This is a genomic window from Blastococcus sp. SYSU DS0669 (genome assembly GCF_054050895.1).
The window spans coordinates 191,545-205,187 of the sequence record NZ_JBJHAE010000002.1 but is presented as its reverse complement, the minus strand read 5'-3'; the positions used below and the strand labels follow the sequence as shown (position 1 = coordinate 205,187).

14 protein-coding genes are annotated in these 13,643 nt (G+C 75.7%); 9 read left to right on the top strand and 5 right to left on the bottom strand.

From position 1 onward, the window contains the following. Positions 1 to 37: 37 nt before the first annotated feature. From ACI792_RS03450 to ACI792_RS03440, 3 genes are all read left to right on the top strand, one after another. Positions 38 to 1,192: an acyl-CoA dehydrogenase family protein gene (locus ACI792_RS03450; protein ID WP_456601337.1), complete on the top strand. Its 1,155-nt coding sequence runs from the start codon at positions 38 to 40 to the stop codon at positions 1,190 to 1,192. Further along, on the top strand, positions 1,185 to 1,919 hold the full coding sequence (locus ACI792_RS03445) for a PaaI family thioesterase (RefSeq protein ID WP_456601336.1): 735 nt from the start codon (positions 1,185 to 1,187) through the stop codon (positions 1,917 to 1,919). The genes ACI792_RS03450 and ACI792_RS03445 overlap by 8 nt, the downstream gene beginning before the upstream one ends. Before the next feature lie 449 nt (positions 1,920 to 2,368). After that, positions 2,369 to 2,896: a hypothetical protein gene (locus ACI792_RS03440; protein ID WP_456601335.1), complete on the top strand. Its 528-nt coding sequence runs from the start codon at positions 2,369 to 2,371 to the stop codon at positions 2,894 to 2,896. Between the two features lies 1 nt (position 2,897). Here the strand turns inward: ACI792_RS03440 and ACI792_RS03435 are convergent, their stop codons facing one another. The 3 genes from ACI792_RS03435 to ACI792_RS03425 are packed head-to-tail and all read right to left on the bottom strand — an operon-like array spanning position 2,898 to position 6,282. Next, complete coding sequence (locus tag ACI792_RS03435; RefSeq protein ID WP_456601334.1) at positions 2,898 to 4,016, bottom strand: NAD-dependent epimerase/dehydratase family protein; 1,119 nt, start codon at positions 4,014 to 4,016, stop codon at positions 2,898 to 2,900. Positions 4,017 to 4,066: 50 nt separating this feature from the next. Further along, positions 4,067 to 5,428 carry an MFS transporter gene (locus ACI792_RS03430; RefSeq protein ID WP_456582657.1) on the bottom strand — a complete coding sequence of 454 codons (1,362 nt, stop codon included), beginning with the start codon at positions 5,426 to 5,428 and terminating at the stop codon, positions 4,067 to 4,069. A gap of 26 nt (positions 5,429 to 5,454) precedes the next feature. Beyond that, a complete protein-coding gene (locus tag ACI792_RS03425) occupies positions 5,455 to 6,282 on the bottom strand; it encodes an alpha/beta fold hydrolase (RefSeq protein ID WP_456601333.1) in 828 nt (275 codons plus the stop codon). Positions 6,283 to 6,435: 153 nt separating this feature from the next. On the opposite strand from ACI792_RS03425, the gene idi reads away from it, so the two are divergent. The 4 genes from idi to ACI792_RS03405 all read left to right on the top strand — a co-directional run bounded on the left by idi (position 6,436) and on the right by ACI792_RS03405 (position 9,037). Further along, on the top strand, positions 6,436 to 6,975 hold the full coding sequence (gene idi, locus ACI792_RS03420) for an isopentenyl-diphosphate Delta-isomerase (RefSeq protein WP_456582659.1): 540 nt from the start codon (positions 6,436 to 6,438) through the stop codon (positions 6,973 to 6,975). Between the two features lie 108 nt (positions 6,976 to 7,083). Further along, positions 7,084 to 7,893 (top strand): polysaccharide deacetylase family protein, encoded by an 810-nt coding sequence (locus ACI792_RS03415; RefSeq protein WP_456601332.1) that lies wholly within the window; start codon positions 7,084 to 7,086, stop codon positions 7,891 to 7,893. A gap of 76 nt (positions 7,894 to 7,969) precedes the next feature. Continuing rightward, entirely contained in the window at positions 7,970 to 8,743 is a 774-nt protein-coding gene (locus ACI792_RS03410) for an SDR family NAD(P)-dependent oxidoreductase (protein ID WP_456601331.1), read from the top strand. Positions 8,744 to 8,764: 21 nt separating this feature from the next. Further along, the gene (locus ACI792_RS03405) at positions 8,765 to 9,037 is read left to right on the top strand and encodes a hypothetical protein (protein WP_456601330.1); all 273 of its coding nucleotides are present in this window, start codon (positions 8,765 to 8,767) and stop codon (positions 9,035 to 9,037) included. Positions 9,038 to 9,046: 9 nt separating this feature from the next. Here ACI792_RS03405 and ACI792_RS03400 read toward each other — a convergent pair whose 3' ends face one another. Together ACI792_RS03400 and ACI792_RS03395 are read right to left on the bottom strand one after the other, a co-directional pair. Continuing rightward, positions 9,047 to 9,703 (bottom strand): biliverdin-producing heme oxygenase, encoded by a 657-nt coding sequence (locus tag ACI792_RS03400; RefSeq protein WP_456601329.1) that lies wholly within the window; start codon positions 9,701 to 9,703, stop codon positions 9,047 to 9,049. A gap of 29 nt (positions 9,704 to 9,732) precedes the next feature. Continuing rightward, positions 9,733 to 10,860, bottom strand: coding sequence for a helix-turn-helix domain-containing protein (locus tag ACI792_RS03395; RefSeq protein ID WP_456601328.1), 1,128 nt, complete (start codon positions 10,858 to 10,860; stop codon positions 9,733 to 9,735). A 139-nt stretch (positions 10,861 to 10,999) separates the two neighbouring features. Between ACI792_RS03395 and ACI792_RS03390 the strand changes: the two genes are divergently transcribed. Beyond that, positions 11,000 to 11,932: a proline dehydrogenase family protein gene (locus ACI792_RS03390; protein ID WP_456601327.1), complete on the top strand. Its 933-nt coding sequence runs from the start codon at positions 11,000 to 11,002 to the stop codon at positions 11,930 to 11,932. Between the two features lie 14 nt (positions 11,933 to 11,946). Beyond that, positions 11,947 to 13,572, top strand: a complete 1,626-nt coding sequence (pruA, locus tag ACI792_RS03385) for an L-glutamate gamma-semialdehyde dehydrogenase (RefSeq protein ID WP_456601326.1) — start codon at positions 11,947 to 11,949, stop codon at positions 13,570 to 13,572. The last annotated feature ends 71 nt before the right edge of the window (positions 13,573 to 13,643 follow it).

Sequence of the window (13,643 nt, the reverse complement as noted above, 5' to 3'; positions counted from 1 at the left end):
CGCGAGGGGCGGACGCGGCACGCGTCACCATGGCCCCGTGGACGCCGAGGACTTCCGCCAGGTCAAGGACGCCGTTCGCCAGCTCATCCGCGAATCGGTGCTGCCCCGCGAGGAGCAGATCGAGGACGAGGACCGCATCCCCGACGACCTGCGCGCGCAGGCCGCCGGGATGGGGCTCTTCGGCTACGCGCTGCCCGAGGACTACGGCGGGCTGGGCGTGACCATGAGCGAGGACGTCGAGCTGGCCATGGAGTTCGGCTACACGACGCCGGCGTTCCGCTCGCTGTTCGGCACCAACAACGGGATCTCCGGCCAGGTCATCGCCAAGTTCGGCAGTGACGAGCAGAAGACGAAGTACCTGCCGCGCCTCTCCGCGGGCGAGCTGATCGGCTCGTTCGCGCTCACCGAGGCCGAGGCCGGCTCCGACCCCTCCGCGCTGCGCACCAGCGCCCGCCGCGACGGCGACGAGTGGGTCATCAACGGCAGCAAGCGGTACATCACCAACGCGCCGATCGCCGACCTGTTCGTCGTCTTCGCCCGCACCGACCCCGAGCAGAAGGGCGGCCGCGGCATCTCCAGCTTCGTCGTGGAGACGACCACGCCCGGCGTCACCGTCGGCCCCCGCGACAAGAAGATGGGCCAGGCCGGCGCCTGGACCTCCGAGGTGTTCTTCGACGACGTCCGGGTGCCCGCCGACGCGCTCATCGGCGAGGAGGGGCGCGGCTACGCCAAGGCGCTCACCGTGCTCTCCCGCGGCCGCCTGCACATCGCGGCGCTCTGCGTCGGCATGGCGCAGCGGGTGCTCGACGAGTCGGTGGCCTACGCGGCCAGCGCGAAGCAGGGCGGGGCCCCGATCGGCCGCTTCCAGCTGGTGCAGGCGATGCTCGCCGACATGCACGCCGAGCTGCTCGCCGGCCGCAGCATGGTGCGCGACGTCGCGGCCCGCTACGACTCCGGCGAGGACACCTCCGTCGGCCCCTCGTCGGCCAAGCTCTTCTGCACCGAGATGGTGGGGCGCGCCGTCGACAAGGCCGTCCAGGTGCACGGCGGCATGGGCTACCTGCGGACGACGCCGGTGGAGCGCTTCTACCGCGACGCCCGGCTGTTCCGGCTCTACGAGGGCACCAGCGAGGTGCAGCGGGTCATCGTCGGTGGCGCGCTGCTGCGCGAGGCCGGCATGCAGCGTGCGTAAGGACCCTCCTGCCCCCCACCACTCGCAGGCTCGCGGCGGGCCCCTGCAGCAGGGCCACCTGACGGACGAGGAGCGGGGCGTTCGCCGCGCCGCCGTCGGGGAGCTGGGGGAGGCGTTGCGCGACCTGGTCGACGCCGCCGTCCGCACCGAGGTGCCCGTCGACCGGCTGGCCGAGGCGGCGCGCGTGGCGCGGGAGCTCGCCGCGCTCCTCTCGGCCGACCTCCGCGAGGTGCACGAGATCGCGTCGGTGGACGACCCGGACAGCGGGGAGCGCTGGTACAGCCCGGTCTACGGGCCGGGCAGCCCGGTCGCCCCGCCGATGGTCGTCGAGGACTTCCCGGACGAGGGCCGCTGCGTCGGCCACGTGACCGTCGGCAAGAAGCTCGAGGGGCCGCCGGGGCTGGTGCACGGCGGGGTCGTGGCCACCCTCCTCGACCACGTGCTGGCGCGCTCGGCGCGCGGGGCCGGGCACGGGGGCCTGACCGCGACGCTGACGGTCACCTACCGGCGGCCCGTGCACCTGGGGGTGCCCCTCGTGGTGACGGGCCGGCTGGTCTCGGTCGAGGGACGGCGCGCCACCGCGACCGCCCGCCTGGTCGCGGCGGACGACCCGGACACCACGCTCGCCGAAGGTGAGGCGCTGTTGGTCGCGCTGCGCGCGGAGCGGGCGAGCGAGGTCTTCGCGAGGACCGGCCGGGACGTCGGCGCCTGGACCAGCCGCAGCTGATCCCGGTTCGAGAACTGCGGCTCCTACCAGCCGCTCACGGCCCCCTCCGCCGCGGTTCCGGACGGGCTGCGGCCGGAGCTCGCCGACGTCGGCCGCCTGGCCCGGCGCGGGGTGCGGGTCCTGGTGGGTGCGGCCCGGGCAGGGGAGCGGCCGCGGCTGTCGCGGGTGCTCGCTGCCCACCTCGGTGACGCCGCCGAGGGCCTGGACGTCGTCGAGGAGACCTGGCCCGGCTACGAGCACGTCGACGTGCAGGCCGGCGTGGACGCCTGGCTGGCTCGCCCGGGAGGCGGCACGAGCTGGTCGGCGTCGCCGGGTTCCAGCACGTGCACTTCGGGATCGGGCGACCTGCTGGGCCCGGAGGCCGAGCACCCGCACGGCCCACGGCCCGGCAACCCCGCCACGGTGAACCTCGCCTGCGGCCCCGACGGCGAGGTGCGCGCCTGCCAGCGATGCGCGATCAGCTCGTCGGCACCGACCAGGCCGGTGTCGCCCGGGCCGCGGCCGAGATCCGCGAGGCGAGCATCGAGCACAACGTGTTCCGCGGCAAGGTGCTCTCCTTCGGCCAGGAGGTCTTCGGCCACGGGCAGACGCTGCTGCAGTTCCACCGCCGCCCGGAGCTGGGGGCCGACCAGCTCGTCCTCGCGCCGGCCACGCTCGCCGAGATCAAGCGGCAGGTGGTCGACGTCGCCCGGCACAAGGCCCGCCTGCTCGCCGCGGGACAGCACCTCAAGCGCGGGGTGCTGCTGTACGGCCCGCCCGGGCGTCGGCAAGGCCCACACCGACCGGTACCTGGTGAGCAGCCTGCACGGCACCACGGCATCCAGCTGCTCCGCCGGGCCGCGCTGGTCGCCGCGACCCGCACCCCCGACGGCGGCGCGCTCGCGGTGTCGGCCGGCGACCTGACCGCGGCGCTGGACGAGCTGCTCGACACCCGCAACGCGATGACCCGCACGTTGCTGGGGAGCCTCCCCGGCTGAGTCAGTTCGCCCGCGGGCCCGGCGCGTTGGCGGCGTCGCCGGCGGGGTCGAGCTCCGGGCCGCCCGCCGGCCGCAGCAGCGGGCCCGGCGCGCCCACGCCCGCGCCCAGGGCGGCCACGAACTGCCGCAGCACGTCGTCCCCGGCGTGGAACGGCGCCCAGTCGAGCAGCTTGCGCGCCCGGCCGGTGTCCAGCGCCGGCGCCTGCGTGCCGATGTCCAGCCAGCCGGGCTCGGTGGGCACCAGGTGGGCGGTGAAGGCGGCGTGCAGCCCGGCGCGCAGGGCGAAGGCGGGGGTGGGTATCCGCACCGACCCCAGCGCCCGGGCGAGCGCGTCGGCGTCCAGCAGCGGCTCGGCCGCCAGGTTGAACGGGCCGGGAGCGCGCCGGTCGAGCATCCGCTCGAGGGCGTCGGCGACGTCGTCGGCGTGCACGAACGCGATGGCCAGCGCCGGGAGGGGGAGCGGCAGCAGGCGGGCGACCGGGCCGGGGAGCATGCGTGCGGCACCCAGCAGCAGCGGGCCGAGGAAGTAGCGGCCGATCTCGCTGCTCGCCTCCGGCTGCAGCACCAGGGTGGGGCGGACGACGGTCAGCGTGGTGTCCCGGTGCCGACCGAACACGTCGCGGACCGCGCTCTCGGCCTGCGACTTGTCGCGGCTGTACTGCGCGCTCGGGATGCCGGTGGTCGGCCAGTCCTCCGTCACCCGCTGCCCGCGCGCCCCGCCGGCGTAGGCGCCGATGGAGCTCATGTGCACGAACTGGTCGACCCCCGCGGCCGCCGCGGCGCGGGCCACCCGCCGGGTGCCCTCCACGTTCACCTCGCGCAGCCGACCGGGCTGCCGGCCCGGCTGCAGCGCCCAGGCCAGGTGGACGACGGCGTCGGCGCCGGCTACGAACTCCGCGACCTCGCGCTCGCTGGCGGCCTCGCCGAGGTCGGCCAGGTGCCAGCGCACGCCGTCGTAGGGGGCGCCCGACGGCGGGCGGCGCCGGGCCAGCCCGCGGACCTCGGCGACGCCGGCGGAGGGGGCGGTCAGCCGGCGCAGCAGGGCGGTCCCGACGTTGCCGCTGGCTCCGGTGACGGCGATGGTGCGGCCGCGCAGCTGGCCGGGGATGAGGTTCGGCATGCCCCTGCGGCTACCCGTCCGCCCCCGGGCCAACCGGGGGGTCGGCGTCCTCAGCCGCGCATCGCCGACGACGTCGCCCCGCGGGGAGCCTCCGCGTCGAGCGCCTGCCCGCGCAGCTCGGGCAGCGCGAACGCGGCGACCGCGGCCACCACGAAGAAGGCGGCGAAGGTGGCGAAGACCAGGCCGGTGCCCCCGGCGTCGACCAGCAGCGGGACGCAGAGCGGGGCCGCGATGGAGGCGAGCCGGCCGAACCCGGCGGCGGCGCCCGCACCTGTGGCCCGCAGGGCGGTCGGGTAGATCTCCGGCGTCACCGCGTAGAGCGCACCCCAGGCGCCGAGGTTGAAGAACGACAGCACCATGCCGGTGACCAGCACCGCGGTGTCGCCGTCGGCGGCGGCGAAGAGCCCGGCGCCCAGCGCGGAGCCGAGCAGGAACGTCGCCAGGGTGGGGCGCCGGCCCCACTTCTCGATCAGGTAGGCCGCCACCGCGTACCCAGGCAGCTGGGCGAGCGTGATGATCAACGTGTACTGGAACGACTTCACCAGCGAGAAGCCGTCGTTGAACAGCAGCGTCGGCAGCCAGATGAAGGCGCCGTAGTAGGCGAAGTTGATGCTGAACCAGACGGTCCATAGCGCGGCCGTCCGCCGTGCGGCGCCCCCGGCCCACAGCGCCCGCAGGCCCGGCGGGGCGGCGGGCGGAGCGGGAGCGGGGGAGGGCACGGGCGCGACGTCCGCGGAGCGCTCGAAGCGGCGCACCGTGGCCTCGGCCTCCTCCGTCCGGCCGCGCAGCTCCAGGAAGCGCACCGACTCGGGCAGCCCCCGGCGCACCACCACGGCGTACAGCGCCGGCACCGCGCCCAGGGCCAGCGCCCAGCGCCACCCGTCGTCGCTGGTGGGCACGACGAAGTAGCCGATCAGCGCGGCCAGCGTCCAGCCCACCGCCCAGAACGCCTCCAGCAGCACCACCACCCGGCCGCGCACCCGCGCGGGGGCGAACTCGCTCACCAGGGTCGAGGCGACCGGCAGCTCGGCGCCCAGCCCGAGGCCGATCAGGAACCGGAAGACCAGCAGCGCCCCGACCGACCAGGACAGCGCGGCCGCACCGGTCGCCAGCCCGAACACCAGCAGCGTGAGGGCGAACACCTGGCGGCGGCCGAACCGGTCGGCCAGCAGTCCGCCGAGCGTGGCGCCGAGTGCCATGCCGACGAAGCCGATCGACCCGATCCACGACACCTCGCCGTTCGACAGCCCCCACTGCGCGACCAGCGCGGTCATCACGAACGAGATGAGGCCGACGTCCATCGCGTCCAGCGCCCACCCGATGCCGGAGCCGACGACCAGCCGGTGGTGCTCCCGGGTGACGGGCAGCCGGTCGAGGCGCTCGGCGCGGGTCAGCGACGTCGTCTCCGTCATGGCGAGCAGTCTCGCAACCGGGCCGGTCAGCCGCGGACGTGGGCGGTGACCAGCTCGGCGGTCCGCTCCGCGGCGAGCTCCGGGATCCAGTGGGTGACGCCGTCGAGGACCTCGAGCCGGTACGGCGCGTCGACGAAGCGGACGGTGTCCTCGGTGGCGGCGCGGCCCAGGAAGGTGTCACCGGTGCTCCACACGTGCAGCGTGGGCACCCGCACCTTCCCGACCGGGTCCCGCCCGCTCCACGGCACGGCGCGGTACCAGTCCAGCGCCGCGGTCAGCGCGCCCGGCTCGCGCATCCGCCGGACGTAGCGGTCGGCGGCGTCGTCGGGCAGGCCGCCCTGCCGGAGCACCCGGCGGAGGACGACTCCCTCCCCGGCCAGCAGCAGCCGCTCGGGCAGGACGGGCAGCTGGAACAGCCCCACGTACGAGGAGCGCAGCGCCTGGTCGCTGCGCACCATCGCGCGGGCCATCGCCCCCGGGTGCGGCACCGAGAGGGCGGTGAGGGTGCGCACCCGGTCGGGGTACCAGGCCCCGAGCGCCCACCCGACGAGGCCGCCCCAGTCGTGCCCGACCACGTGCGCGGAATCCAGCCCGGCGGCGTCGAGCAGGGCGAGGACGTCGTCCGCGGTCTCGCGCAGCCGGTAGTGCGCCCGGCCGCGGGGGCGGGCCCCGGGGGAGTAGCCCCGCTGGTCGGGTGCGAGCGTGCGCAGCCCGTGCTGGTGCAGCGCCGGGGCCACCCGGTCCCAGGCACCGGAGTCCTGCGGGAAGCCGTGCAGCAGCACGACGGGGTCGCCGTCGGCCGGCCCGGCGTCCCGGACGTCGAAGGTCAGGTCGTTCCTCCGGAAGCTGTCCACCCGACGACTGTGCCAAAGAGCGACAGGAGCCGCCCTGCGAGGCGGTCCGACGATGGGCGGCCGGAGGCCTCCCCGAGGAGGACCGGGAAGGGCTCCACGCAGGAGCGGGAGGGCACGTGGCCGCGGTGTCGTCCGGAGGACGACAATGTCGCCGTGACCGCCACCCCTGTCGAGCTCATCGTGCTGGTCGACGACGACGGGCGGGCGATCGGCGCGATGCCCAAGCCGGAGGTCCACCACGGCGAGACTCCGCTGCACCGCGCCTTCTCGGCCTACCTCTTCTCCGACGACGGCCGGCTCCTGGTCACCCGCCGGGCCGAGGACAAGGCGACCTTCCCCGGGATGTGGACCAACACCGTCTGCGGCCACCCGGGCCCCGGCGAGGACGACGGCGACGCGATCGCCCGCCGCGCCGGCTTCGAGCTGGGGCTCGGCGTCACCGACGTCCGCCCCGCGCTGCCGGGCTACCGGTACCGCGCGGAGTTCCGCGGGGTCGTGGAGAACGAGGTGTGCCCGGTCTACGTCGGGCGGTTCACCGGCTCGCCCGCGCCCGAGCCCACCGAGGTGGGCGAGTGGGAGCTGCTGGAGTGGGACGCGTTCCGCCGCCGGCAGGAGACCGAGGGCGACGCGTGGTCGCCGTGGTGCCGGGAGCAGGCGCGGCTGATCGAGGACGCCGGGCTGCACCGCTTCTGACCGCAGGACGTGACGGCGCGCGGACCGCGCGTCGCGCCCCGGAGGGGCCCGGCGTGCCGTCCGCCCGCCTCCGCGGGGGGCGGACGACGTCTCGCTAGCGTCCCGGGCGTGGACCGACGACGGTTCCTGCTCGCCCTCGCGGCCGGGCTGGCGGGCACGGCCGTGGCGCGCGGCGCGGCCGCCCTCGGCGAGCCCGCGCCCGGGGCGGCCGCCCCGGCGCCGCCCGAGCCGGCCGGGCACCCCGTCGCGCGGGGGAAGCCGGTGCGCCGGGGCGTGCCCGGGGTCGAGCCGCAGCCGCCGCCCACCGGGGTGGTCGAGGCCCTGCCGCTGGAGCAGGACCTGCTCGCGCTGACGATCGACGACGGCACCAGCAGCGAGGTGGTCGCGGCGTTCGCGCGGTTCGCCGCCGACAGCGGGACCCGCCTGACCTTCTTCCCCAACGGCCGCTACCGGGCGTGGGAGGAGAACGCCGCGTTGCTGCGCCCCCTCGTCGACTCCGGGCAGGTGGCCCTGGGCAACCACACCTGGTCCCACCCCGACCTCACCACGCTCGGGGACCGGGAGGTCGCCGAGGAGATCCGGCGCAACCGGGACTTCCTGCGCTCGACGTTCGGTGTGGAGGACAGCCCCTTCTTCCGCCCGCCGTTCGGCGCCCGCGACGAGCGGACCGACCGGATCGCCGCGGACCTCGGGCACCCGACCATCGCCATGTGGAACGGCACCTTCGAGGACTTCCGGGTGCTCACCGCCGAGGAGCTCATGGCAGCGGCCCGGCGCTGGTTCAGCGCCCGGACGATCGTCGTCGGCCACGCCAACCACCCCACGGTCACCACCGTGTACGGGCAGCTCCTGGAGCTGATCGCCGAGCGCGGGCTGCAGACGGTCACCCTCGCCGACGTCTGGTCCACCAGGCGGTAGCGGCCCGACCTGCGGCTGCGGCGGTTCTCGGCGAGGCTGTCGGCGACGGACACGCACGGACGACGGAGGAACTGCTGTGGAGGCGTCGCTGAAGGGCCGGGTCGCACTCGTGACGGGCGGGGCCAGCGGGCTCGGCCGGGCCACCGCGCTCGCACTGGCCGAGGACGGCGCGCACGTGGTCGTCGCCGACATCGACGCGGCGGGCAGCGAGGAGACGCGGTCACGGGTGGCGGCCGCGGGCGGCTCCGCGGAGGTCGCCGACCTGGACGTCACCCAGGACGAGAGCCGGCGGGCCGTCGTCGCCGACCTCTTCGACCGGCACGGCGACACCTTCGACGTCCTGGTCAACGTCGCCGGCATCGACCGGCCCGGCTACATCACCGACATCGACCTCGCGGACTACCAGCGGGTGCAGGCGGTGAACTGCGAGGGGCCGATCTTCCTCACCAGCGAGTTCGTGAAGCGGGTGCAGCACCTGCCCCAGGGGCGCACCGCCGACGTCGTCCACGTCGTCTCGCTCTCGGCGATCACCTCCGGCAGCGGGGCGATCGCCTACAACGGCTCCAAGGCCGGCTTCCTCAACGCGACCCGGTGCATCCAGCGCGAGCTGCGGGAGAAGGCGGTCCGGCTCGACGACGGCAGCGAGCGGCCCTTCCCGTGCCGGGTGCAGAGCGTCATCCCCGCCGCCATGGACACCCCGATGATGGAGCAGTGGGGTATCCCCGGGCACCTCATGATGCCGCCGTCGGCGGTCGCCGACGCCATCCGCACCCTGCTGGCCCTCCACCCGGCGGCCTTCGTCCCCGAGATGCAGATCGTCCCGCGGCTCGAGCCGAACTTCCCCCGCTGATCGACCATGAGGAACTGCCGCATGAGCGCTCCGGACGACCCGACGCCCGACACCGCGATGGCGTCGGGCACCGACGCGGGCAGCCCCGGCGGGCGGCTGGGCCCCGGTGACCTCGCGCCCGACGAGGAGCGGCTGCTCGCCGCGCTCGAGCGCGGCGCCCGCAGGGGGTCGCCGGACCCGCTGGAGACGATCGCCGTCGTCCGTGCGGCCGAGGACGAGCGCCCGCTGCCCGGCCGTGGCGGGCCGCCCGACGACGGTCTGACGCCCCGGTTCACCGCACCGGGCGCCGACTGACCGCCGGGGTCAGCCGGACGACGGCCGGGCCGGACGGCGATGAGCACGCCGCGCGGCCGGCCGGCACCACCCGGCGAGCGCGCGGAACGCCTCACGCGCGGCGCCGAGGACGCGGTCGGCGTCCCCGCCGGCCTCGACGTGCGCGCGCGTGACCCGGCGGTAGGCGGCCCACATCGCGCCGGTCTCGGCGCCGTACGGGGAGAAGGCGCGGATGCGGACGCCGGCCAGGCCGGGGAGCGCGGCGAGGTGCCGGTCGATGAACGTGCCACCGAGGGTGGAGCCCTCCAGGACGTAGAGCCGGCCCAGCGCCTCGTCGGTGCCGGCGACGGCCGGGAGCTCCGGCGCGTGGCCCGGCACCGGCACGCCCAGCGTCGCGAGGTCGGCGGCGAAGAGCCCGGCCCGGCGGCGGCGGGCCCAGTCCACGGTCGCGGCGTCGGCGGGGTGGCGGGCGGCCCATCCGTCGAGGCCCCGCTCGGCCGCCGTCCAGAAGCCGTGCATCAGGCCGAGCACGTGGGCCAGCCGGGCCGGGTCCAGCTCCGGGTCGAGCAGGTCGAGGGTGTCCTCGACGACCCGGTGCTCCTCGGCGGTCCCGGTGCGCAGCGCGCGCAGGACGTCCTCGTGCCCGCTGCGGGGATCCACCTGCGCAGCCATGTCTCCCGCAGCCATCGGCACCGAGAGTAGGTGAGCCGCGGCGCTCACGAGGGGTCGAGCGGCCGACCCCCGGCGAGGCGGGCGGCGCGCAACCCGGCGTGCAGGAGCAGGCGGGCGTCGCCGTCGGAGAGGTCCAGTCCGGTCAGCGCCGAGATGCGGCCCAGCCGGTAGTAGAGCGTCTGCCGGTGGACGTGCAGCGCCGCCGCCGTCCGCGCCGCGCTGCCGGCGCAGTCCAGGTAGGTCTCCGCCGTCGCCGCGAGCACGGGGTCGTCGAGCAAGCGGCCCAGCACCGGATCGGGCCCGGGCAGCGCCGCGGCCGTCCGCCACCCGCCGAGCTCCCCCCAGCGGGCGACGGGGAAGAACCGGTCGACCGCCGCGGCGACCCGCGCCGCCGCCCGGGCCTCCGCCCACTGGCCGGGCAGGTCGCCGGTGCCGCGGCGCGCCGACGAGACGCCGGCGGTGCTCCCGGCCGGTAGCGCGGCCAGCGAGGCCGCGGCGAGCGCGCCCGCGGGGCGCAGGTCCGCGGGCGCCGGGAGCGGCACGAGCACGGCGACCCCGCCGTCGACGACGGTGGCGACCGCGCCCGCGGCGGGGAGCCGGCCCGACACCGGGTGCCCCGGCGCGGGGGAGAGGGCGACCAGCACCTGGGCGCCCTCGGCGGTCAGCCGGTCGCCGAGCCGCAGGGCGGCCTGGGCCCGAGCCGCCGGGCGCCCGGTCAGCGCGTCGGCGAGCACCGGCCCGAGGTCGGCCGCGGGGCGGCCGGCCAGCGCGCGCCCGGCGCTCGCCGCGAGGTCCAGCGCATGGCGCAGCGCCGGATCGGCGTCGTCGTCGGGGTCGATGCGGCCGTCGTCGAGCAGCCAGAGGTAGCCCCGGGTGCGGTCCTCGTGGCGGACCGGCAGCACCAGCCGGGTCAGGACGCCGGCCGCGGGGTCGGCCGGCGTCCGCATCGGCCGGGTCGCCGACGCGATGCCGAAGTCCTCGAACCAGCGGCGGGTCTCGGGGGTCGAGCCGCGGGTGAGGATCGACCGGGTGCGGACGGCGTCCATGGGGTCGGCGCCGCTGTCGTCGTGCGCGCAGAAGGCCAGCAGCGTGAAGCCCGCGTCCTCCAGGGTGGCGGGGGCCCGGAGCACCCGCGACACCTCGTCGACCAGCTCCTGCAGCTCGTCGCGCACCACGCCTCCTCCGCCTCCCGAGGTCTCGTACAGCTGTATGAGAGCAGACGCGGGGAATCCCGACATCTGTCGCTGGCCCGGAGGGGTGGTGGGTACCTAGCGTTCGAGGGGCACGTGGCGTCGGCCCGGAGGAGGACCCGTGGTGCTGCAGAAGGTCCTGTTGGCCGCCTCCCGCCGGCCGGCCCTGCGCCGGGCGGTCACCGGCACGCCGGCCACCCGGCGGGTGGTCGACCGGTTCGTGGCGGGGGAGTCGCTGGACGACGCGATCGCGGCGGTGCGCGCGCTCGCCGCCGACGGCATCGCGGTGACCCTCGACCACCTCGGCGAGGACGTCACCGACCGGGCGCAGGCGCGGCGGACCCGCGACGCCTACCTCGCCGCCCTCGAGGCCCTCGCCCCGCTGGGGCTGGGGCACGCGGCCGAGGTGTCGGTCAAGCTCTCGGCCTTCGGGCAGGTGCTTCCCGACGGCGGGCACGACCTCGCGCTGGAGCTGGTCCGACCGGTGGTCGAGGCGGCGTCGGCCATCGGGACGACGGTCACCCTCGACATGGAGGACCACCGCACCGTCGACTCCACGCTGGCCGCCGTCGCCGAGCTGCGCAAGGAGCACCCGGCGACCGGCGCCGTCCTGCAGTCGATGCTGCACCGCACCGAGGCCGACGCCGCCGAGCTCGCGGTCAGCGGGTCCCGCGTGCGGCTGGTCAAGGGGGCGTACCACGAGCCGGAGTCGGTGGCCCACCAGCGCAAGCGGGACGTCGACGCCGCCTACCGCCGCTGCCTGGAGATCCTCATGCGCGGGCCCGGGTACCCGATGGTCGGCTCGCACGACCCCGCGATGGTCGCCCTGGCGCACGAGCTGGCGGCGCAGCACTCGCGTGCGGCCGACTCCTGGGAGGTGCAGATGCTCTACGGCATCCGCCCCGACGAGCAGCGCCGGCTGGCCGCCGCCGGCACCCGCGTGCGCTCCTACGTGCCCTACGGCGCCGACTGGTACGCGTACTTCATGCGCCGGCTGGCCGAGCGCCCGGCCAACGTCGCCTTCTTCCTCCGCTCGCTCACCACCCGCTCCTGAGAACGAGGTTCCCCATGGACGCCGTCACCCGAGTCCCGTCCCCGGTCAACGAGCCGGTGCTCACCTACGCCCCGGGCACGCCCGAGCGGGAGCAGCTGCAGCGGCGGCTCGCCGAGCTGGCCGCCGAGCCCCTGGAGCTGACCGCCACGGTCGGCGGCCGGCAGCGGATGGCCGCCGGCGGGACGTTCGAGGTCGTCCAGCCGCACCGGCACGCCGCCGTCCTGGGCACCTCCGCGCAGAGCACGCACGCCGACGCGCAGGAGGCGATCCGCTGCGCGAAGGAGGCCGCTCCCGGGTGGCAGGAGCTCTCCTTCGACGACCGCGCCGCGGTGTTCCTCAAGGCCGCCGACCTGCTGGCCGGGCCGTGGCGCCAGACGCTGAACGCCGCCACCATGCTGGGCCAGAGCAAGACCGCGCAGCAGGCGGAGATCGACAGCGCCTGCGAACTGATCGACTTCTGGCGCTTCAACGTGCACTTCGCGCGGCAGATCCTCGCCGAGCAGCCGCAGTCCTCGCCCGGCGTGTGGAACCGCACCGACCACCGCCCGCTCGAGGGCTTCGTCTACGCGATCACCCCGTTCAACTTCACCGCGATCGCGGGCAACCTGCCGACGGCGCCGGCGCTCATGGGCAACACCGTGGTCTGGAAGCCCGCGCCCACCCAGCAGTTCGCCGCGCACTTCCTCATGCGGCTGCTCGAGGAGGCGGGGCTGCCCCCGGGCGTGATCAACATGCTGCCCGGCGACGGGGTCGCCGTCTCGGAGGTGGCCCTCGCCGACCGCGACCTGGCCGGCATCCACTTCACCGGGTCGACACCGGTGTTCCAGCACCTGTGGCGCACGGTCGGCGAGAACATCGCCGGCTACCGCGGCTACCCGCGGATCGTGGGGGAGACCGGCGGCAAGGACTTCGTCGTCGCCCACGCCTCCGCCGACGTCGACGTGCTGCGGACGGCGCTCGTCCGCGGCGCGTTCGAGTTCCAGGGGCAGAAGTGCTCCGCGGCGTCGCGGGCGTACGTGCCCCGCTCGGTGTGGGAGCGGCTGCGCGACGACCTGGTGGCGACCACCGAGTCGCTGCCGATGGGCGACGTCACCGACTTCTCGAACTTCATGGGCGCGGTCATCGACCGGAAGTCGTTCTCGAAGCTCTCCGGCGTCATCGACCGGGTCGACGACGACCCCGCGCTGTCGATCGTGGCCGGCGGGCAGAAGGACGACTCCGAGGGCTTCTTCGTTCGCCCGACGATCATCGAGGGCACCGACCCGGGGCACGAGGTCTTCACCACCGAGTACTTCGGCCCGGTGCTCGCGGTGCACGTCTACGACGACGCCGACTACGACACGGTGCTGTCGCAGATGGAGTCGGCCGCGCCGTACGCGCTCACCGGCGCGGTCATCGCGCAGGACCGGGCGGCGATCGCGCACGCGCAGACGTTCCTGCGGCACGCGGCGGGCAACTTCTACGTCAACGACAAGCCGACCGGCGCCGTCGTCGGCCAGCAGCCCTTCGGGGGCGGGCGGGCCTCGGGCACCAACGACAAGGCCGGGGCGATGCAGAACCTGATGCGCTGGACCTCGAGCCGGTCGATCAAGGAGACCTTCGCGCCCCCGACCGACCACCGGTACCCCTACATGGGCTGAGGCATCCGCGGCCACGATCAGCTGCCCTGATCGTGGCGCGTCCTTCCTCACGGTGGGCGGTGAGGGAGGAC